Genomic DNA, 20235 nt, shown 5'->3' on the forward strand with positions numbered 1-20235 from the left:
ATCACATCACGCGGACAGCCCGAAGTTAGGGCATGCTAACGTCCCGCTATGGGCAAGGTGAAGCCGGCAGAAGTGTGCGATCTCAAGGCCAAGAAGAAGTGTTGCCGGAAGTCCACGCGGTGTGTCCGCTGCCCGGTGGTGATCCACCGGATGCGCAAGCTCGACAACTCGCAGCTGTCCAAGAAGCAGCTGGGCAAGGCGCTCAAGAAGGCCCGCGCCGCCTGATCGGGCTTGCTCCACGCATCACGCCGCCGGCGGCGACTCCTCGTCGTCGGCCGACCGGACCGCGACCGCCGCGGCCACCGCGACGATGCCGACGGCCTCCACCGGTGTCGGGATCTGTTGCAGCACCACCACCCCGACGATCGAGGCGGCCACCGGCAGCAGGGCCAGCAGAATCGCGAACCGGGCGCGGCCCACCTGCCGCAACACCACCTGGTCGAGCGCATAGGGAACGGCCGTCGACGCGAGCCCGAGACCGAGTCCGAGCAGCAGTAACCGCACGGTCGGCGCGTCGCCGGCGAAAGCCGGGCCGAGCAGCAGGGCGAGGGGCGATGTGACGATCGCGGCGACGACGAAACCGGTCGCCAGATCCTCCATGCCGCGCCCCCGCTGCGCGACCCGCTTGCCCAGCACGATGTAACCCGCCCAGCAGGCCGCGGCCACCAGCGCCAGTAGCACCCCGACCGCGGTGCCCTCCCATCGGACATCCGCGATGAGCAGCACCCCGACCACCGCGAGTCCCAGTGCGAGCACGTCGCGGCGCGTGCGCGAGCCGAGCGCCGCGACCGCGACCGGGCCCAGGAATTCGAGCGCAACCGTGGTGCCCAGCGGCAGTCGGTCGAGCGCCTCGTAGAAGGCGATGTTCATCGCGGCTGTGATGAGCCCGAAGGCGGCCGCCAGGACGCGACGCCGCGGCCGCCACGCAGCCCGCCCGGGGCGCACCCAGGCCACCAGCACGAGCGCCGCGCCGGCGATGCGCAGCCAGGCCACCGCGCCGGGCGACAACGTGTCGAACAGGTCGACGGCGATCGCCGCACCGAGATACATCGAGACCGCGCCGACGATCATCAGCGCCGGGGCGGTCACCCGGGTGCCCGACCCGCGCATCATTCGAGTTCGGCGAGGAGTTCGGGAACCCAGGCGGTGTCGGCGGGCACCAACTGATCGTCGTGGGTCAGCCCGCTCAGTGCGGCCGCATCCACCCAGCGCAGCTCCCGGTGCTCGGCCGGATGTGGGGTTCCGGCGACGATGTGTGCCCACAGCGCCATCAGGGTGAGACCGGCCGGCAGATCCACCGTTTCGCGCAGGGCGTCGCCCACCGAGACCTCGACCCCGAGTTCCTCCATGAGTTCACGGCGCAAGGCGGTCTCGGCGCTCTCCCCCGGCTCCGCCTTGCCGCCGGGCAGTTCCCACCGCCCGGCGACCTCGACCGGGTATCGCCGCTGCGCGAGCAGCACGCGACGACGACCCGCATCCAGGATCGCGCCGGCGACCACCAGCCGGCGCCCGGCGCCCACCGGCTCGCTCACGAGCCGATCACCGCGACCCGCTCGGCGACGATCCGCAGGCCCACCCGATCGCCCACCGCGACCCGCTCGGAGGCCACCGAGTCGACCTCGCCGACGTCGGTGACCACGCGCAGCCGGCGGCCGGTGGGCAGATCGGCGACCGCCGCGACCACACCGACGACATCGTCGTCCGAACCGGCCCGGACCGCCCGCATCGACTCGGCCCGCAGCCCCAGCCGTCGGTGACCGTCTGGAACGGCGAGGCCGACGGGCCCGAGGGGGGTCTGCGCGGACCCGTCGGCGAACTCCGCCTCGATCACCGTCGTCACCCCCAGGAACCGGGCGGTCCACTCGTCGACGGGGCTGCTCCAGAGATGTTCGGGCACATCGGTTTGCACCAGTTCACCTGCGCGCATCACCGAGATCGTGTCGGCCATCAACGCGGCCTCGTTGTGATCGTGGGTCACCACGACGGTTGGCGTTGCCGCATCGCGGACGATCTCGGCGATCTCGATGGCCAGCTGATCCCGGAGCAGCCGATCGAGGGCCGCGAGGGGCTCGTCGAGCAACAGCAGCCGCGGTCGTGGCGCCAGCGCCCGTGCGAGCGCGACGCGCTGGGCCTGACCACCGGACAGCTCATCGACGCCGCGCTCGGCGAAATCGGGCAGCCGCACCAGATCCAGCATCTCCGCCACCCGGGTCCGGATCGCCGCACGCGACCAGCGTCGCATCCGCAACCCGTAGGCGATGTTGGACGCGACGGTCCGACCGGGGAACAGCTGTCCATCCTGGAACACCACCCCGAAGTCGCGGCGATGCGCCGGCAGCTCGGACAGGTCGTCGCCGTCGAACCGAATTCGCCCGTGGCTCAACGGTTCCAGACCCGCGACCGCACGGATCAGGGTCGACTTTCCGCAGCCCGACGGGCCGAGCAGGGCGGTCACCACCGAACCCGACGTGCCCACCGTCCAACTCAGGCCGTCCAAGACCACGGTCGATCCGTACCTGACCCCGACACCCTCGATCTGCAGCATGTCAGAGCAGCGCTCCCGTCCTCGGCCGCAGCGCTTCGACCACGACGACCGCCAAGGTCGTCACCGCGACGAGCAGCATCGAGGCCGCCATCGCCGTCGCCAGGTTGTCGGCGCCGGGCCGGTTCAGGGCCGATCCGATCAGCACCGGCAGCGTGGTCGTGTCCGCGCGGGCCAGGAAGCTCGTGGCCCCGAACTCGCCGAGCGCCATCACGAATGCGAAACCGCCTGCGGCACAGAGCGCACGCCCGATGAGCGGGAGGTCGACGGTGAGGAACACCCGCACCGGCCCGGCACCCAGGGTCGCCGCGGCCTCCCGCAGCCTGCCGGGCACCGACGACAGGGCGGGCAGCGCGATCCGCACCACCACCGGGATGGCTATCAGGGCCTGCACGCACGGGATCACCAGTCCCGACGATGCGACGTCGGCGGGCAGCGCCGCCAGCACGATGAGGTATCCGAAACCCAGGGTCACCGCGCTGACGCCCAGGGGGATTGTCGCGACGACGTTGCCGGTCGCCGCCCACACGCCGTGGGAGCGATGCATCGCGACCGCGGCCAGCAGTCCCACCACCAGCGCGATCGCCATCGCCAATGCGGCTGTGACCAGCGAGTACCGCAAGGTGTCGAGGGGTGTTACGCCGTTGACCGACTCGGTCAGGGATCGGTATCCGTCGAGTGTCCAGGCGCCGTCTGCGCCCGGACGCACCGACCGGAGCGCGAGAACCGCAATCGGCCCGACCAGGACCACCACGGTCCAGGCGACCGCCGCCAGAACCGGCAGCCATCCCCTGCCGTGCGGCCGGAATCGGGTCTCCGTCGGGCGGGCACCCGCACCCGATCCGGCGGGGTCGGTGAACACCCGCGTCAGCAGCAGCGCCGCGACCACCACGACGATCTGCACCATCGACAGTGCCACCGCCTCCGGGATCCGGAAGTAGCCGATCGCCTGGGTGTAGATCTCGGTCTCCAACGTCCGGATCTCACCGTTGCCGAGGACCACGATCACGCCGAAGCTGGTGGAGCAGAACAGGAACACCAGTGCCGCCGCCGCGCCGACGGCCGGCATCAAGCGAGGCGCGACGACGGTCAGGAAGGCACGGACTCGCCCGGCCCCCAGGGTCTGCGCCGCCTCGGCCTGTCGCGTGTCCAGTGATCGCCACGCCGCGCCGACGACCCGCGCGACGACGGCGACGTTGAGGAACGCATGGGCGAGCAGGATCGGCCACAGCCCGGAGCCGACGTGCGCGAACGCGAGTGGCCCGTCGAGCAATGCCCGGAACGCAACCCCGACGACCACCGTGGGAAGCACGAAGGGCACGGTCACGATCACCATCAGCAGCGCCGATCCCGGGATGCGCACCCTGGCCACCAGCCACACCATCGGCGCCGCCACCACAAGTGCCAGCACGGTGGACGCGGCGGCCTGCCAGAGGGTGAACCCCAACAGGTTCAGGGCGTGCGTGCGCCGGAGGAGCTCACCGACCCCCACATCGGATCCGCTGTCGATCGCCCGCCGGACGAGTGCGCCCAGCGGCCAGATGAACAAGATCAGGATGAATGCCGCCGGCACGACCCGCAGGGCGAGTCCACCCACTCGGCCCGCGGTCACCGCCCGACGGCCTCGCGCCACTGCTCGAGCCACTTCTCACGATTCTGCGCGATGTAGGCGGGCGGAAGGCTCACCGTCCACGGCGGCACGGGTGCCCGCTGTTGCCAGCCGTCCGGGAGCGGCGTGCCCTTCTGGACGGGATAGACATACATCGCCGACGGCAGCGCGGCCTGCACATCCGGGCCGAGCATGAAGTCGACCAGTTTGCGCGCCCCCGAGGGGTTCTCGGTGCCCTTGAGGACGCCGATGTACTCGACCTGCCGGAAGCAGCTGTCGAGCAATGCCGAGGTGCCCGGGGTGGCGGCAGGCGACGACGCGTAGGACAACACGATCGGCTTGTCGCCCTTGCCCTCGCCCGCACTGAACTTCTGGTTGTAGGCGATCTCCCAGCCCGACACAATGCTCGCGCCACCCGCGGTCACGGTCTTCCAGTAGTCCTGCCACCCGTTCGCGAAGGCCCCGACGGTGCTGAGGAGAAACGACATCCCTGGTGACGACGTCCCCGGATCGAGCAGCACCGACTCCGACGCGTATTTCGGATCGCGGAGGTCGCGAAGGCTCTTCGGCGGTTCCTCGCCTCGGGACGAGTACCAGGATTCATCGACGTTGAGGCAGACATCGCCGCGGTCGACGGCCGTCAGCTCGTTGTTCGAATCCGGGATGGCGAAGTCGGCTGCGCCGTTGGCGGCCAGCGGCGACGCGTACGGCTCGAGCGCTCCCGCCTGGATGGGCCGGGAGGCAAAGGTGTTGTCGATGCCGAAGACGGCGTCCGCCTTGGGCGACCCCGGTGTCAGCGACACGGTCGACGCCAGCTGACCCGCGTCACCGGATTTGACCACCTTGAGTGTCAGTCCGGTCTCCCGACGGAAGGCGTCGAACACCGAGTCGGGCAGCTCGAACGAGTCGTGCGTCAGTAGGGTGACCTCGGCGCCCTGCTCCGCATCGTCACCGCACGCGGCCAGCATGGTTGCGGCGACCGCTGCCACGACTGCCAGGGTGATGGTTCGCAACGCTCCGACGTGTCGGCGCGCATCGGTCGCGATGTCTCGGGCATCCTTCGCGCGTCGTCTCCCCACATGCTCGATCTAACCAGGTGCATCTCGCCGGCACGACCGGTGGCCGCAGCGTCACATGAGTAACAATTGAATCAATAATCACAGGAGTCACACAGACCGGCGTTAGGCTCCCTGGACAGTGCCCGCCACCGGGGCGTGCATAGAATGACGCGCGACGCCATTCCGGCGTCCGAGTCACTGACAGCGGAGTGTGCGACCTCCACCGGCGCACACCGACGACCGATTGGACCGGAAACAGTGCGTTTGCCTGTACTCCAGAGCCTGCGTTCCCACCGCATGAACCGACCATCGACCAGCACTGTCCGCCGGGTCGCGGTCGCCGCGATGAGCGTCGCCGCCGCGACCTCGCTGGCCATGCCCGCGGTCGCGCAGGCCGCACCGAAGGCGCCGGCCCCGAAGGTCGACCAGCGCACACTCGATTCGATGAGCGCGTTCGCGCCGGCGATCATCGGCGCGGTCACCACCAAGGGCCCGGACGGCAAGATCAACCCGCAACTGATCAGCCAGGCCAAGGCCCTCGCCGCGACGCCCGGCCTGCCGCCCCGCGCCAAGGACATCTGGCAGGACGTGGTCGACTTCCTCGGCGAGCCGGGACGGGCCGCACTGATCCGTCAGCACAAGGCCGCCGAGCGCAAGCCCGGTGATCCGGAGATCCCCAAGGGCCCGGGCGCTCCGAAGATCCAGGAGTTCCTCTACCCGACCATCGGCATCGGCTGCATGCCGAACGCGAGCCTGACGTCGGGCAACTCGTTGGGCCGCGCCCTGATGACCGCCGGACCTCAGCAGGCCCCGGCACCGGGACCGAAGAAGGGACAGGCCGGCTACGTCTACACCAGCCTCGGCACCGGACCCGCGATCAACAGCTCCGCGCGCAAGCTCTGGGTGACCTGGCTGAACATCGACACCGGCCGCTCGGGACAGGTGCAGCTCAAGCGCAACCCGAAGATCAACGCGACCGACGGCCCGGGCACGTTCACGGGCATCGCGCCGACCGGCAAGGGCCGGATCGTGTCGACGATCTACGGCGACGTGACGACCAAGACCAAGGGGAAGGTCATCTCCTGCGGGATCGTCCCCACGATCGGCATCGGCATCGTCTGATCCGTTCCGACTCGACGACACCCCCGGTCCCCACGACCGGGGGTGTCGTCGTTTGGGCCAGGTTCCAGCTGTGATGCGCGCCACAGCCGCGTGACCTGCGCGGATCGTTCGGGCGGCGCCACGGTTGCCTATCGGTCGCGACGATGTCACAAGACGGCCTCACGACTTGAATATTCGACACTCTTCGTGCTCTCTTTTAACTTGAGCAACATTCGTCCCACCCGTAACAGGCAATCGCCGTGCGGGTGTATCGGTCGATGAAGGAGAGAAACATCATGGTCGCCACCTCGAAGCGCACCGCGGGCACTCGTCGCTTGTCGTTCCGTCTGCGCGCAGGCGTCCTCGGTGTGGCCGCAGCGGCCGCCACCGCACTGTGTGCGCCTGGGCTTGCCGCACCCGGGACCGCCACCGCCGAGCCTCTCGTCGGCGACAACACGATGACCCTGCCTGCGATCCCCTTCGACAGCGAGCTCGCCGCAGCCGTCCGGATGCTCCGGGACGCCGGCGTGGACCGCATGGCACTCGAGGCCGCCCAGGCCATCATGACCAGCGTCGGCCAGATGTCGTCGGAACAGGTCGCCGCACGTGCCACGGGCGTGCCCGTCGCGGATCGGGGCGCGGCCACGCCCGTCGCAGCCGATCCCCTGCTGCTCCTGCGCAGCCTTGGTATCCAGCCGTTGAGCCCGTCGGTCGCGCCCTTCTGCACCGATCCGACCGCCGACAACCCGCTCGGCCTCGTCACCGCAGGCGCCGGGGCGGTCGCAGGCCCGTGGCCGTTGGCACAGGAACCCCTCGCGCCCCTCGAGCAACTCCTCGGCATCACGCTGCCGAAGCTCAACCTCGTCGACAACGGTCAGACCGCCTACGCGTTCGTGCCGGCCGCGACCTCCGGCGGAAACGCCGGCGCGATGCAGGTCGCATGGTTCAACACCTCCACCCTGCAGGGCGGATTCGCCGACCTCAAGCCGATCTCGAACGCGCCGATCCTGAAGGCACTGCCGCTGCTGTCCGGTGTCCGTCTCGCACCGGTCAAGACCGGCAAGGGGACGATTCTGTCAGCGGTGTACGGCACCGCCCAGAACGGCAACCGCACCTGCTACTTCCTGCCCGCAGTCGGCGTGATCGACGCCTGAGCCGTCACCCGACCCGAGCCGACGACGAGACCCTGACCACGATGCCCAATCGCATATCCGCACCGACCGGCTCGCACCCCCGCGGGCCCGGACAGCCGATCCCCCGCCGATCGGCGTTCCGATCGGCGCTGCCGAGAATGATCACGTCACTGATGGTCGCCACGGTGATCGGCGGTGTCGCGCAAGCCGTCCCGGCCCATGCCGCACCGGCCGGGTCGGCGCCCGGCACGGTCTTCACCAATCGCGACCTGCCCACCAAGAGCCTGGCCCGCGGGGCCGGTTCCGGCGACTCGTTCACCTACTGGACGACCGGCACCGACCGCACCCCACGGCTGTCCACGAGCATCGTGCAGGTCCCGGGCGGCCGGGCACCCAAGGGCGGATGGCCCATCGTCGTCTGGGCGCATGGCAGTCGCGGCATCGCCGACCAGTGCGCCCCGTCGAACCAGCCCACCAAGGCCGACCGGGACGAGATGGGACGCTGGCTCGACCGCGGCTATGCGGTCGTGGTGCCCGACTACGCAGGCCTCGGCACCCGGGGCACTCCCGAGTACTTCGACACCGACACCACCGCGAGCAACATCGTCGACGCGGTGCGCGCAAGCCGAGACGTCGCCTCGGGGCTGGCCCGGCGTTGGGCGGTGGTCGGTGAGGGGCAGGGCGCCGGGGCCGCGATCGAGCTCGCGCGGCAAGCTACCCGTATCCAGGGACCGACCCTGGACTATCGCGGTTCGGCGGCCTCCTCGATCCCGGTCGAGTTCGACACCCTGATCGGCAGTCTCGGACCGTCGACCACCTCGATGCCGACCGGTGTCGCGGCCGACGTCCTGTTCACCCTCAGTGCGATCCGCAACGCCCAGCCGTCGGTGCGACTCGATCCGTACCTGACCGATGCCGGGGTCGGTTGGCTCGATCGTGCCGCCCGGGTCTGCGCCGACGACCTCACGCGCGAGTTCGCCGGTCAGACGTTGGGTTCGTTGTTCCGCACCCCGCTGTCGGAGAATCGCGAACTGATCGAGGCCGTCTCGCGCACCCACATGATCCCCATCAAGGGCTTCACCCGCCCGGTGATGATGACGCAGAGTCTGTTCGATCAGAATGTCATCGTGCCCCTCTCGCTCCGATATCTGAACGACGCCCGGGCGGCGGATCGCCGGGTCACCGCGCGCACGTATCTCGCGGTCAATCAGCAACAGTCCGATGCCTTGTCCGACAACGACATCCGGTGGTTCGTATCCCGGTTGGCGAATCGGTGAGCCGGGCGCGAGTCCGGTCTCGGCGACTCGCGCAGAGGATGGGGCCGACAGTCCCGTATCTGGCGGCAGGCGCGGCCGCGACCGTTACCGGCGCCCTGCACCGGCGGCGGGCCGCGGAGATCACCAAACCTCTGCCGCTGCTCGTCCTGGCCGTCCACGCGGCGCGCGGAGCACGACGGCGCAGTGGCGTCGACAACGCGCTTCTCGCAGGCGCACTGGCATTCTCGGCCGCAGGCGACCGGGCCATGTTGCTCGAGGAGTTCACCGACGAACCGTCGGACAAGGACCGCCGACTCCAGATCGGCGCGTCACTGTTCGCCGGCGCCCAGTTGTGCCTGACCGGCATCATGTGGCGCAGGGGCGCGCGGCCACGACCGGCCGGACTGCTCCTTCGGACCGCGATCCTGGGCGAATCCGCAACGGTGATGGCGCTGCGCCGACCACAGCTCCTCCCGGTCCTGGGCGGCTACGGCAACACCCTCGCGCTGATGTCGTCGACGGCCGGGGCGGCCGAACGCCCACAACCCAGGCTGCGCACGGGCGGCTGGCTGTTCCTCGCGTCCGACCTCACGATCATCAACCGCCGGCATCTGATCCGCGACGAACGTCTCGCCGCGGTGGCCGAAGCCTGGGTGCTCGCAAGCTATTTCGCAGCACAATGGCTGCTCGTGACGAGCCTGTCCGAATCCGACGGGTGATCGTCGGCCCGGGCGGTCATTGGGACTGGTGCGGGCCCTTCGCCGACCGAACCGCCTCGAACTCCGACAATCTCGTGGCGGCCACGCCGTCCATGTCCTCGAGTTCCAGCCCCTTGGTCTCCTGCACCTTCGACCTGACGTAGAAGAACGACGCGGCGGCACAGAACGCGAAGAAGCCGTAGACCCATCCGAGCCCCAGCACCTTGCTGACCTGCGGGAAAAGCATCGAGATCGTGAAGTTCGCCAGCCAGTTCGCGGCCGTGCAGACACCGAGGGCCACACCGCGGATGCGATTGGGGAACATCTCGCCGAGCATCACCCACATCACCGGACCCCAGGTCGCCGCGAAGAAGACGACGAAGAGGTTGGCACCGATCAGGGCGACCACGCCCCACTCGTCGGACAGCGTGACCTCGGCGACGCCGTCCTTCACCGTGGTCATCGCCTGGGTGAAGGCGATACACGCCATCAGCAATCCGATGAACATGCCGACGGATCCGATGAGCAACAATCTGCGGCGGCCGAGCCGGTCCACGAACAGGATCGCGACAAAGGTCATGCCCACGTTGATCGCCGACGTGATGACCGACGTGGTGAACGCCTGATCGGTGTCGAAACCGACCGACTTCCACAGTGTCGTCGAGTAGTAGAAGATCGCGTTGATGCCCACGAACTGCTGGAAGATCGCGATCCAGATACCCACCCACACCAGTGGGTGCAACCCGAACGATGGACCGCGGATGTCAGCCAGAGACGTGCGGGCCTCGCGTTTCACCGTGATCTTGATTTCCCGGACCCGCTCGAGCGGATTGGGCTCGCCCGTCACCTCCTGCAAGATGCGGGCCGCCTCCTCGTCGCGGTTGCGGCCCACCAGGTACCGCGGCGACTCCGGGATCATCAGCGCGAGCAGACCGTAGATCACCGCGGGCACCACGCCGACGAGGAACATCCAGCGCCATGCCTCGAGACCCCACCACAGCACGTTCAGTGGATCGCCTGCCGCGTCCTGCAGCAACGTGTCCGAGAGGAGGGCGGCGAAGATGCCCAGCGTGATCGCCAACTGCTGCATGGATGCCAGGGCGCCTCGATAGCGGGCCGGCGCGATCTCGGAGATGTAGGCCGGTGCGATCACCGACGCGATACCGATGCCGATGCCACCGAGGACGCGCCACAGCAGGAGATCCCAGACGGTCTGGGTGTACGCGGTCCCGATCGCCGAGATGACGAACAGCGCCGAACCGAGGAGCATCACGCGCTTGCGGCCCCAGACGTCGGCCAGCCGCCCAGCGAACCACGCACCGAGAGCACAACCGAGGAGCGCGATGGCGACCGCGAAGCCGGTGAAGAGGGCGCCGAGACCGAAGGTGTCCTGGATCGAGTCGACGGCGCCATTGACCACCGAACTGTCGAAACCGAACAGGAATCCGCCGACCGCCGCGGCCACCGTGACGCCGATGACCTTCGCCGTGTGCTGCTCGGCGATCTCCTGATGATGCTCTTGCGACATATGCCGTGTCCTCATCGTCGAGTCCCACCGAATGACCGGCGGAGGTATGCGTTTGCCAGGCTACTAGCCGAAACGCCGTGTTCCGCGGGATTTCCGCGCAGTGCGTGGGGTCAAGATTCGGTATCGGAAGCCGGGAACCACGCCGGTGTCAGGCCGACGCGCGGCCTGCGCAGGTCGAGTTTCGCGCGTTCACCATCGGAACGAACGCCATGAGCCCGACCTTCTGATGGATCCGGAACACCACGGGTCCTCGTCCGGGGTGCAGGTCCACCTGCCAGGTCACCACCCGGGCCCGGCTCGGCACCGTCACCGATCCGGTCCGGCCGCTCGCGAGATTGCGCCAGTCGACCCGGGTCTCGACGGTGTAGTCGAGGAGCGGCGACGGCTGCGCCCGATTGGATGCGATCAGCGATATGGCCGGCCCCGGAAGCCCGTCGGCAGGGAATGGGATGCCGTTGAACACGTCGACGCGGACCGGGATCGGCGACCCCGGCAACGGATTGGGACTGTCACAACGCAGTGTGGTGACAAGGTTCGGTTCGGTGTACTCGGGGATCGCCTGCGCGGCTCCGGTCCCCGCGGTCAGCGCGCATGCCGCCAACAGCGCGACGGCCACCGCCCCGACTGCTCGCCGCCCGATCGACCGACGTCCCCTCCCACCGAACCCCATGGGCCGAGTCTAGGGGTTACTAAGATGGGCCCATGGCGAATCTCCAGATTGCCCAGGACCCGGCCGCCGACGCGTTGCTCTCGACCGACGCTTTCGCGTTGCTGACCGGGATGTTGCTCGACCAGCAGTTCCCGATGGAGCGGGCCTTCGCGGGTCCGGCCAAGATCCGAGACCGCTTCGGCACCATGGATCCGGGCGCCATCGCCGCCGCCGAACCCGATTCGTTCGCCGATCTGTGTGCCACACCGCCTGCCATCCACCGCTACGGTCGGTCGATGGCCGGCCGCGTCCAAGGGTTGGCCCGGGTGGTCGTCGACGAGTACGGCGGTGACACCGAACGGATCTGGACCGAGGCGTCGTCGGGTGCCGATCTGTTCGCGCGCGTGCGCGCACTTCCCGGTTTCGGGGACCAGAAGGCCAAGATCTTCACCGCCCTGTTGGCCAAACAACTCGGCGTGAAGCCCGCGGGGTGGACAAAAGTGGTCGGCGACTACGGCAAGGCCGGGTATCGCTCGGTCGCCGACGTCACCGATCCGGAATCCCTGCAGAAGGTCCGCGACTTCAAGAAGGCGGCGAAAGCGGCCAAGGCCGCACAGCAGGCGTGAGGGCACACAAGGGGTGACGCCGGCCGTCCCCCGCTGACGTCGGCGACCCGGCGATGCTGTGCCGCAGGCCATCGGTGTCCTAGGGTCAGCACATGGACTCGAACAGCGTCGACACCCGCAGTGTCGTCGAACTGCCGTTTCGCCTCGGTTTCGCGGTCACCGGTGTGGTGCTGACCGCCGCCGAATCGGCCGTCGCCATCGCACGCATCACCGCGAGCAGTGTTCAGCACGAGGTGAATGTCGCGCTCGGCCTCTCCGGCGACGAACTCGGCAGCGCCCGCACCCCCATCGCCCTCCTGAACCAGCTTGCCGAGTTGCTCGGACCGGACCGGCCCTTCGGGCGGATTCTGGCCGCGGGCGGACCCCTCGAACGTCTCCTCAACCCGGACGGCGTGATCGACCGGCTGACCGCTCCCGACGGACTCCTCGAGAAACTGACGACCAGCGGCGGGCTGCTCGACCAGATGGCCGAGGACGGCGGCATCCTGGTTCGGCTCACCGCGAAGGACGGCCCGCTGGACCGGCTCACCCGGCCGGGTGGCGTGGTCGATCAGTTCACCGAGAGCGAGGGCATCCTCGAGCGCCTCACCTCCGAGGGCGGCATCGTCGACAAGCTCACCTCCCCGGACGGCGTCCTGGAGAAGGTGACCGTGTCGGGAGGTGTCCTGGACCGCATGGCCGAGGACGGCGGACTGCTCGATCAGCTCGTCGGCGAGAACGGCGCGGTTGAGCGCGCCATCGCACCCGACGGGCCGCTGGACCGGATCACCGAACTGACCGAGGTGATCGGACAGCTCGCCCCCAATCTGCTCGCCATGCAGGACACGGTGCACGAGCTCGCCGAGACCGTCGATCTGCTCAATCAGACCGTGGCGCCGCTCGGCGGGCTCGCCGACCGGCTCCCGAAGCGGCTCACCCGGGGTTCCAAGGGTGGTTCCGGACATTCGTCGGGCACGCCGTCGATCACCGACGGTTCCGAACGCAACGGCTATCCGCGGTCGGGCTCCGGCGAACCGGGCGGCGGCCCGGCCGAATCCTGACGGCCGTCGATCGTGGCGACCAGTGCCAACGCGTCGGTGAGCAGATCGACGTAGCGTTCCACGTCGGGCATCACCTCCGGGCTCGTGGTCACCGAGATCGCGATCGCATCCCCGATGCCGTGGACCCCGTGGGTCAGGCCCTGCGCGGGCGACAGGGCGGGGAATCCGGTGGTTAACAGCACCGGCCCACCGCCGAGCGCGAGGTCGGCGACGCCGCGGTACACCGACGACACCACCGTCACGCCGGTCACCCTCTCCGGTGGCGCGTCTGCGTCGAATTGCCTTGTCCCCCAGTGCCCGAGGAAGGCCGGCGTGGCATCGGAGGCCCGCCTCTCGGCCACCCGGGCGGGTTCATCGTCGGTATCGGCGGCGCGAGCGATCTCCCCCGCGATGAGTCGTGCGCGTCCGGAAGGGTCCGCCACCTCGACGTGGAGGTCGATACCCGCATTGCGAAAGTTGTTACGCGCCTTCGCCCGAGCATTACGTCCGATGGTCAGTTCGGCCCCGATCGGCTCGGCACCTGCCCCCAGGTACCTCTCGAGCGCGATCGAGATGGCTGTCAGCGCACCGACCGTCACGGTGTGGCCGGCGGGCAACGTGGTCCGGTCGACCACCACCACCCGCAGTGTCCGCCGAGCGCCGGGAGGTCTGTTGAGCTGTGTCAGCGCATATCCGGGTCTCGCCGACGGCGGGCGGGCGCCGACCGCGCGGAAGGCCTCGACACCCCGCCACAGCATCCGGCCGATCCGGACCGGCGTCGCGAGTGCTCCACGCACGGCCGCCGATGACCCGGCGAGGACGGGCGGGAGCGCGTCGGTCGGAGCCCTGGTGGCCGTGCGCAGGTGGTGCTCGCCGAAGAGATCACGGGCGATCTGCGACGTACGTCGCCCGTCACCGAGCGAGTGGGTGATCTGCAGCACCGCGACCACCCCGGGGCCTCGTGGGGTGTCCGCGATCGGGCCGAGAAGATGCAACCGCCAACAGGTCCGGGTGGCGACGAGCTGGTCGGCCGTCAGCTCCCCGACCCGCTCGAGGCACCGCGACCAGGCGTCGATGCCGGTATGGACGACGACCTGATCTGGCGTTGGGGGCCGATGCACCCAGAGCGGATGGTCGAGCGACAACGGGACGTCGCACACCCGGAGACCCAGATCTGCCACCCGGCCCGCGCGACGGCGCAGTCCCTCGGCGAGATCGGCCATCGGAACCTGCTGATCGGCAAAGCAATACAGCAGGAACTGATCGTTGGGAATCGCGGCCGACAGCCAGTACATCCGGGAGTCGGCGGGCTCCATCCGCGTCACCCGATCACGGTAACAAGTCGTCCCGATGCACCCGATCAGGTCGCCCGTGGCTCCAGATGGACAAGCGCCTGAACGTGGATGTCGGCTCCGTCCAGCGCCTCTCGGATGTCCTCGACGGCCTCGCCGACCGACCCGGCGATCTCGGCATAGCTGTGCGTCGGCGTCGCGGTCACCGTCAAGCGGATGATCTTGCGGCCGCGATCGTCCGTCGCCTTCGCGACCGCACGGTCCACCCTGGGGTCGGATGCCAGCTCATCGGCAACGGCGCCTGCGATCAGTTTCGGCGCCACGGTCAGGCTGCCGCTCTGGTCGGAGCCCTGCAGGACGAGGTCATCGACCTTCCCGGGCCGGATCGTCGCCGCGATGAGTCGCCAGCCCCAGATCACCGCGAGCAGCGCCAACCCGATCAGGACCACCGGCCACCAGCCCGTGTCCGCGAACCGCGCCACCCATCCCTCGTCGATCCGCTCGATCCGGTCCCGCACAGGGGTGACATCCGTGCGCCACAGGATGGCGCCGAGTCCCACCACGAGGAACACCACACCGAACAGTCCCACGGTCAGCCGATGCCACGCGGCGGGTCCGCGGTTCATGCTCGATCACCGCTCCGCCGGCCGACCGGCCGCACCTTCGCACGCAACGGCGCGTCGATGTCCGCCAGCACGTCGCCGACGACCCGATCGATGTCCCCGAGGTCTGCGGCGTCGGTCACGGTGACCCGGACCTTGACGGTTCGACGACCGACCACCGTGGTCGCGTGGTCGACGCCGGTTAGGCCGGATGCAGCGTTACTGCACCGGCGGGCGAGGTCACCACGACGGGTCCACATGACCTCATAACCCTTGAGGCTCAGGTGCGTTCGGCGGCGCGGTTTCACGGCGAGCCAGATCATCGCGACGCCGATCACGATCAGGGTGACGGCCACCGGCCACATCCAGTCCGACCACCCGAGGTCGGCCACCCGGTCCGCCGCGTCACGGGTCCATGCCGAACCCGACAACCAGCCGATCTGGACCAGCAGATCGCGGACGGCCACCGCCGCGACGCCCAGCAGCACCAGACCGATCACGCAGCCGACGATCGTCGCGGCCGGATTGGCGGCCGGCGCAAAGACCTTGGCGTCGTGGGTGTCTGCCGTCTTGGCCGCGGTCGATCGGTCGGAGCCCGTGGTCGTGGAGGCCGTCATGACCGGACCTCCCCGTCGGCGGGGGCCGGTTGCGGTGCCGGGGGCGGCAGCTCGACGAAACCGGGACCCGGGCGGTCGGCGGAGACGGCGGCACCCGACAACACTGCCGCGACCGTCACGTCCACCCGCCCGGGCCGGACGCCGGTCAGTCGGGCCAGTTCGTCGGCCGTGACACCGCGCACCTTCCGACAGACGTCGGTCAACCGGCACGGCCATCGGACGGCGATGGTCAGACGAACCGACGGAGCGGTCACGGACATGTCGACCGACGCCTGTGGGTAGTCGCCGCCTGCAACAGCTCGCCCCGGGGTGGCGCCCGACAGCATCGAACCGAGCGAGGTCTGATGGCGGACCACCCCGTCGACGTCGAGAGCCGCACGGACGGCGATCTTTTCACCGACCCGATCGGCGATGCTGAGCGAGCCGGGGTCGGCGGTGAGCGTCTCAGCCACGATTTCGACTCCGCAGCAGTGCGCCCAGATCCACCGCCCCGTCGCGCTGCAGCCCGATCGCCAGGCCGACCGCGCCGAGGACCAGTGCGAGCACGAAGCCGCCGAATCCGCCCGTCGTCGCTGCTATGGCGAGGAGCAGACCGGCGATCAGACCTATTGTCGCGTTGTTGGCCATGTACTTTCCATCCTCAATCGTCTGTGGGAGGGCCGTCGGTGGGATCCGCACCGAGCCGGTCGGTGTGGACACTGATGTCCTCGACGGTCACGGTGACCGGTAGGCCGGTGAGCTCCTCGATGCGGCGGCGGACCCGATCGGCGACGCCGCGGAGGTCGTGGTCCATGTCGACGACGACATGGACGTGCGCGGAGTCGTCGTCGACGACCACCCCGGTCACGCGACCGCCGGGCAGGTAGGTGGCGATCTCGCCGAACACCCCGCCGTACAGACCGGTGACGCCGGGAACTGCCGTCACCACGTCGGCGATCTCCCGGGCCCTGGTCGAAGCGATGGTCACGTCGTCGGACATCACTGCACGCGCGGTTCCTCGTCGACGGATTCGTCGTCGTCGTCGAAGTGGATGTCGTGGACGGTGACGTTGACCTCGGTCACCTCGAGACCGGTCATCTGCTCGATGGCCGCGATGACGTTGCGGCGGATGGCGGCTGCCAACTGATGGATGGCGACCCCGTAATCGGCGACGATCGACACGTCGACCGCGGCCTGGAGCTCACCGACCTCGACGTTGATGCCCTGAGTGGTGCTGGTGGCGGTTCCGGGGAGTACGTCACGCACTTTCCCCACGACGCGCTCGGTCGCGCCGCCGACGTCGTGCACGCCGTCGATCTCACGAGTCGCGATCCCGGCGATCTTGGCCACCACGATGTCGGAGATGGCAGTCTTGCCCCGTTCGCCGACCAGCGATGAGTCGTTCTTGGCCAGTGCCAGGCTCTTGCCGGACGATCCCGAGGAGACACCCGTCGAGACGGGTTCGGCGGTGGCGGCCTGCGGACGATTGGTCGTATCGGACATACGATCCCCTTCACTCTTCTGAACAGATCCTTGCGACCCGTGTATAGAGTCAGTCGCAGTGGACACCGAAAGCGCACGCATGGATTCGGGTGACGCCGATCACACCTCCGGAGCGACCGCCCCTGGGGCCGGCGGCGGTGACGTCACGGCCCTGGATCGTCGACGCGGCGCCGCGGCCCCCCTGTCGTTGAGCGAGATGTCCGACGACGAGCTGGCGGCCGCGGCGGCCGTCGGCGATCGCGAGGCGTTCGCCGTCCTGGTCGCGCGGGTCTCACCCGGACTCCTGCGGTATCTGCGCCGCATGGTCAGCGATCCCCCGACAGCCGAGGATCTCGCACAGGAGACCCTGCTGCACGCGTGGAAGAGCCTGCCCGACTTCGCTTTCCGGAGCACTTTTCGCACCTGGATGTTCTCCATCGCACATCGCCGGACAGTCGACCACCATCGGCGCCGTCGTGACGTGCCGACCGACGAGGGGCGATTCGCGGAGCTGGCCGATCCCGCTCCCTTACCTGCCGAGCAGGCCGAGCACTCGTCGCTGGTCGATGCCCTCCGGCACGAGTTGACCAACCTCCCCCCGACGTCCCGGGCCGCCTGGTGGCTGCGCGAGGCCGAAGGGCTGTCCCTCGACGAGATCGCACGGGTGTTGCAGATCAGCACCGGCTCGGTCCGTGGCCACCTCCAGCGCAGCCGTCGATACCTGTCGGCGCGCTTGGCCCCCTGGCGCCCCGACCCGCCGCCCGACACCGTCCATCGTGGCCACCTCGGGCCCGAACAGGCCGAACACCATCGGAAAGGAGCGCAACCGTGAACGATCTACACGTCGACGACGAGCACTCCGACGAGACCGACGCCTGGCTGGTGGAGGCGGGTCGTCGGCTCGACGAGCCGACCGGCGACGTCCAACGCCTGATCGATGCGATCTCGGCAAACCTCAGCCGCGTGCGTCGACCCGCGCGGACCCTGACCACCGACACCCCGGGTGTCGCGGTGAGCGACCGGATCATCAAGCAGCTCTTGTCGATCCGCATCCGGTCGACCCTCGGGCGGCTCGTCGTGTTCGTGGCGGTCGACGGCGGGGCCGACCTGATCGACGGCATCCGGATAGGCCTGATCGCCCAGTACCACGACGAATTGCCCGCGCGCTCCGACGATGTGCGGGATGTGGTGGACGACGTCCTCGTCGCCGCGCTCGGCCGGCAAACGACCGCCACCGCACGGCAGAACATCACGGTGCGGTGGCAGGACGTCTACACCCGGGAATGGCTCACCTGAGGATCTGCCGAGTGAACTGCTAGCGGCGGCCCGCACTCCACGCGTACGGCAGATCAGCGCCGTTGAGTACGTGATCGCCGATGGCCTGCAGCTTGTAGATCAGGGGATTGTGCACGGAGATGGTGCGCGCGTTGCGCCAGTGCCGGTCGAGACGCAGCGACTCGGACGTGATCGACGCTCCCCCGACCTCGAACAGCTGCGTCGTCGCATCGAGGACCGTGGAGATCACGGCCTGCTGCGCGCGGGCGACATCGAATTCGACTCGATCCAGGAGTTGCTCGTCCTGCCCGCCTGCGTCGAGGAGTTCGTCGAGTTCCGCGGCGATGTCCAGGACGAGCGTGCGTGCCGTGTAGGCCGCCGACGACAGCCGGCCGATCACCTGCTGCACCAGCGGGTCGTGCCGGGGCAGGTCGGCGAGCGCATGGGTGTAGGTGCGCGTGCGATCACGCACCCAGGCGGAGGTGTCGTCGAGGGCGCGCTGGGCGATCCCGGCCAGCACGGCGAGCTGCACCAACTGGAGATACGAGGTCGCGTAGGTCCGGCCCCCGACTCCGTAACCAGGACCGAGGATCTGGTCGGCCGAAACCGCGACACCGGCGAACTCCGTTGTGCCGCTGGCCGTCAGACGCTGGCCGAAGCCGTCCCAGTCGTCATGCTGGGTGACCCCCGCCGCATCGCCGGCGACGAGCACCGAGACCCGCTCCCCGTCCTGGTCGGCAGCGACCAGGATGTGGTCGGCGTACAGACTGCCGGTGCTGTAGTACTTGGTGCCGTCGAGGCGCCAGGAGTCACCGTCGGCGGTGAGCCTGGTCTGGTAGCGATCGATCGCGCCGACGCCCGGTTCGGTGATGGCATTGCCCACCAGCGTCCCGTCGGCGACCGCCCGCAGCCACCGTTCACGGGTGGCCGTGGCCGAGGACACCAGCTGATCCTCGACGAAGGACCAGTGCACCCGCAGAGCCTGCGGCAGATTTGATTCGGCACCGGCCAGATCGATGAGCAGACGGAACAGCTGGCGCACCGATGCGCCGTAGCCGCCGAACTCGACGGGCACCCGCAGTGCGCCGAACCCGACCTCGTTCAGCCATCCGACCTCGTCATGGGCCAGACGACGATCCACCTCGCGCCGCACCGCGCCCTCGGCGATCCGTGCGAACACGGGAGAGAAGATCTCGTCGAGCTCGGCATCTGTATACGAGCTCCGGTCGGTCGTCGCGGTCACATGCGCGGTCACGGGGGTACCTTTCCTCGGTGCAGGTCGATCGGCGTGCACAGTCTGATCGCCGACCACCGGCACGAGAAGTCTTCCGCGCCGCGTGACCTAAACCTGCCCACCCGGGCCCTGTGGACCGACGCTCCCGGGATCGTCCGTCCACGCGAACATCACGACGCGACTCGGTCACTTCTGACGGGGATACACGCTCCGGTACTTGGCCCGACGGCCCTTTGCCACATCGCGTTGCGCTTCGGGCCGCCCCTCGACCCGGTTGTCGACTCGGTAGATCACATAGGCGGCGCCGAACAGCACGACGGCCACCACAGCCACCACGACCCCTACGGCGTAGCGCTCGCTCGCCAACGCAACCACGGTCACCGCCGCGGCGACCGTTCCGATCAGAGCTGCCACGTAGGCCAGCCACATCGTCGGCACAACCAGACGTTGTCGCCTCAGCCGCTTCTGCGTCTCGCCCATGGGTGGTTCCTCTCGATCAGCTGTCGGACACGACCAATGCCTCCAGCCAACCCCT

25 protein-coding genes are annotated in these 20235 nt (G+C 69.0%); 9 read left to right on the forward strand and 16 right to left on the reverse strand.

Features of this window, described 5'->3' with window-relative positions; all coding sequences use genetic code 11:
- Positions 1-48 precede the first annotated feature (48 nt).
- Complete coding sequence (locus OVA31_RS02430) at positions 49-225, forward strand: hypothetical protein (RefSeq protein WP_203588625.1); 177 nt, start codon at positions 49-51, stop codon at positions 223-225.
- Between the two features lie 18 nt (positions 226-243).
- Here the strand turns inward: OVA31_RS02430 and OVA31_RS02435 are convergent, their stop codons facing one another.
- Genes OVA31_RS02435 through OVA31_RS02455 form a run of 5 tightly spaced genes read right to left on the reverse strand, consistent with a single transcriptional unit; the run spans position 244 to position 5119 of the window.
- The gene (locus OVA31_RS02435) at positions 244-1110 is read right to left on the reverse strand and encodes an EamA family transporter (RefSeq protein ID WP_267631376.1); all 867 of its coding nucleotides are present in this window, start codon (positions 1108-1110) and stop codon (positions 244-246) included.
- Positions 1110-1532 (reverse strand): (deoxy)nucleoside triphosphate pyrophosphohydrolase, encoded by a 423-nt coding sequence (locus OVA31_RS02440; protein WP_267629538.1) that lies wholly within the window; start codon positions 1530-1532, stop codon positions 1110-1112. Before OVA31_RS02440 ends, OVA31_RS02435 begins: the two co-directional genes overlap by 1 nt.
- Positions 1529-2545, reverse strand: a complete 1017-nt coding sequence (locus OVA31_RS02445) for an ABC transporter ATP-binding protein (RefSeq protein ID WP_267629539.1) — start codon at positions 2543-2545, stop codon at positions 1529-1531. The genes OVA31_RS02440 and OVA31_RS02445 overlap by 4 nt, the downstream gene beginning before the upstream one ends.
- Position 2546: 1 nt before the next feature.
- The gene (locus tag OVA31_RS02450) at positions 2547-4187 is read right to left on the reverse strand and encodes an ABC transporter permease (protein ID WP_267629540.1); all 1641 of its coding nucleotides are present in this window, start codon (positions 4185-4187) and stop codon (positions 2547-2549) included.
- Positions 4151-5119 (reverse strand): thiamine ABC transporter substrate-binding protein, encoded by a 969-nt coding sequence (locus OVA31_RS02455; protein WP_267631377.1) that lies wholly within the window; start codon positions 5117-5119, stop codon positions 4151-4153. Before OVA31_RS02455 ends, OVA31_RS02450 begins: the two co-directional genes overlap by 37 nt.
- A gap of 387 nt (positions 5120-5506) precedes the next feature.
- On the opposite strand from OVA31_RS02455, the gene OVA31_RS02460 reads away from it, so the two are divergent.
- The 4 genes from OVA31_RS02460 (at position 5507) to OVA31_RS02475 (ending at position 9418) form a co-directional block, all read left to right on the forward strand.
- On the forward strand, positions 5507-6331 hold the full coding sequence (locus OVA31_RS02460; RefSeq protein ID WP_267629541.1) for a hypothetical protein: 825 nt from the start codon (positions 5507-5509) through the stop codon (positions 6329-6331).
- A gap of 275 nt (positions 6332-6606) precedes the next feature.
- Positions 6607-7464, forward strand: a complete 858-nt coding sequence (locus OVA31_RS02465; RefSeq protein WP_267629542.1) for a hypothetical protein — start codon at positions 6607-6609, stop codon at positions 7462-7464.
- Between the two features lie 41 nt (positions 7465-7505).
- Positions 7506-8720, forward strand: coding sequence for a lipase family protein (locus OVA31_RS02470; protein ID WP_267629543.1), 1215 nt, complete (start codon positions 7506-7508; stop codon positions 8718-8720).
- Between the two features lie 38 nt (positions 8721-8758).
- Positions 8759-9418 (forward strand): lysoplasmalogenase, encoded by a 660-nt coding sequence (locus tag OVA31_RS02475; RefSeq protein WP_267629544.1) that lies wholly within the window; start codon positions 8759-8761, stop codon positions 9416-9418.
- 16 nt (positions 9419-9434) lie between these two features.
- On the opposite strand, the gene OVA31_RS02480 is transcribed toward OVA31_RS02475, so the two are convergent.
- Together OVA31_RS02480 and OVA31_RS02485 are read right to left on the reverse strand one after the other, a co-directional pair.
- Entirely contained in the window at positions 9435-10925 is a 1491-nt protein-coding gene (locus OVA31_RS02480) for a sugar porter family MFS transporter (RefSeq protein ID WP_267629545.1), read from the reverse strand.
- Between the two features lie 148 nt (positions 10926-11073).
- A complete protein-coding gene (locus OVA31_RS02485; protein WP_267629546.1) occupies positions 11074-11595 on the reverse strand; it encodes a hypothetical protein in 522 nt (173 codons plus the stop codon).
- A 32-nt stretch (positions 11596-11627) separates the two neighbouring features.
- Here OVA31_RS02485 and OVA31_RS02490 point away from each other — a divergent pair, with 32 nt between their 5' ends.
- Positions 11628-12200: an HhH-GPD-type base excision DNA repair protein gene (locus tag OVA31_RS02490; RefSeq protein WP_164308978.1), complete on the forward strand. Its 573-nt coding sequence runs from the start codon at positions 11628-11630 to the stop codon at positions 12198-12200.
- 92 nt (positions 12201-12292) lie between these two features.
- Positions 12293-13240: a hypothetical protein gene (locus OVA31_RS02495; RefSeq protein WP_267629547.1), complete on the forward strand. Its 948-nt coding sequence runs from the start codon at positions 12293-12295 to the stop codon at positions 13238-13240.
- Here the strand turns inward: OVA31_RS02495 and OVA31_RS02500 are convergent.
- Genes OVA31_RS02500 through OVA31_RS02530 form a run of 7 tightly spaced genes read right to left on the reverse strand, consistent with a single transcriptional unit; the run spans position 13189 to position 17212 of the window.
- On the reverse strand, positions 13189-14535 hold the full coding sequence (locus OVA31_RS02500; protein WP_324290228.1) for a WS/DGAT domain-containing protein: 1347 nt from the start codon (positions 14533-14535) through the stop codon (positions 13189-13191). The two genes, OVA31_RS02495 and OVA31_RS02500, sit on opposite strands and share 52 nt — an antisense overlap.
- 44 nt (positions 14536-14579) lie before the next feature.
- The gene (locus tag OVA31_RS02505; RefSeq protein ID WP_267629549.1) at positions 14580-15137 is read right to left on the reverse strand and encodes a hypothetical protein; all 558 of its coding nucleotides are present in this window, start codon (positions 15135-15137) and stop codon (positions 14580-14582) included.
- Entirely contained in the window at positions 15134-15730 is a 597-nt protein-coding gene (locus tag OVA31_RS02510) for a DUF6286 domain-containing protein (RefSeq protein WP_267629550.1), read from the reverse strand. Before OVA31_RS02510 ends, OVA31_RS02505 begins: the two co-directional genes overlap by 4 nt.
- Complete coding sequence (locus OVA31_RS02515; RefSeq protein ID WP_267629551.1) at positions 15727-16182, reverse strand: Asp23/Gls24 family envelope stress response protein; 456 nt, start codon at positions 16180-16182, stop codon at positions 15727-15729. Before OVA31_RS02515 ends, OVA31_RS02510 begins: the two co-directional genes overlap by 4 nt.
- Positions 16175-16357, reverse strand: a complete 183-nt coding sequence (locus OVA31_RS02520; RefSeq protein ID WP_267629552.1) for a DUF2273 domain-containing protein — start codon at positions 16355-16357, stop codon at positions 16175-16177. Before OVA31_RS02520 ends, OVA31_RS02515 begins: the two co-directional genes overlap by 8 nt.
- A 13-nt stretch (positions 16358-16370) precedes the next feature.
- A complete protein-coding gene (locus OVA31_RS02525) occupies positions 16371-16709 on the reverse strand; it encodes a hypothetical protein (RefSeq protein ID WP_267629553.1) in 339 nt (112 codons plus the stop codon).
- The gene (locus OVA31_RS02530) at positions 16709-17212 is read right to left on the reverse strand and encodes an Asp23/Gls24 family envelope stress response protein (protein WP_267629554.1); all 504 of its coding nucleotides are present in this window, start codon (positions 17210-17212) and stop codon (positions 16709-16711) included. The genes OVA31_RS02525 and OVA31_RS02530 overlap by 1 nt, the downstream gene beginning before the upstream one ends.
- Before the next feature lie 196 nt (positions 17213-17408).
- Here OVA31_RS02530 and OVA31_RS02535 point away from each other — a divergent pair, with 196 nt between their 5' ends.
- Both OVA31_RS02535 and OVA31_RS02540 read left to right on the forward strand, forming a co-directional pair.
- Positions 17409-18023 carry an RNA polymerase sigma factor gene (locus tag OVA31_RS02535; protein WP_267631378.1) on the forward strand — a complete coding sequence of 205 codons (615 nt, stop codon included), beginning with the start codon at positions 17409-17411 and terminating at the stop codon, positions 18021-18023.
- Positions 18020-18487, forward strand: a complete 468-nt coding sequence (locus OVA31_RS02540; RefSeq protein ID WP_267629555.1) for a hypothetical protein — start codon at positions 18020-18022, stop codon at positions 18485-18487. The genes OVA31_RS02535 and OVA31_RS02540 overlap by 4 nt, the downstream gene beginning before the upstream one ends.
- A 19-nt stretch (positions 18488-18506) precedes the next feature.
- Here OVA31_RS02540 and OVA31_RS02545 read toward each other — a convergent pair whose 3' ends face one another.
- A complete protein-coding gene (locus OVA31_RS02545) occupies positions 18507-19721 on the reverse strand; it encodes an acyl-CoA dehydrogenase family protein (protein ID WP_267629556.1) in 1215 nt (404 codons plus the stop codon).
- A gap of 165 nt (positions 19722-19886) precedes the next feature.
- Positions 19887-20180, reverse strand: coding sequence for a hypothetical protein (locus OVA31_RS02550; RefSeq protein ID WP_267629557.1), 294 nt, complete (start codon positions 20178-20180; stop codon positions 19887-19889).
- Positions 20181-20235 lie beyond the last annotated feature (55 nt).

Origin of the sequence: Gordonia sp. SL306, assembly GCF_026625785.1 — a bacterium.
Lineage (GTDB): Bacteria > Actinomycetota > Actinomycetes > Mycobacteriales > Mycobacteriaceae > Gordonia.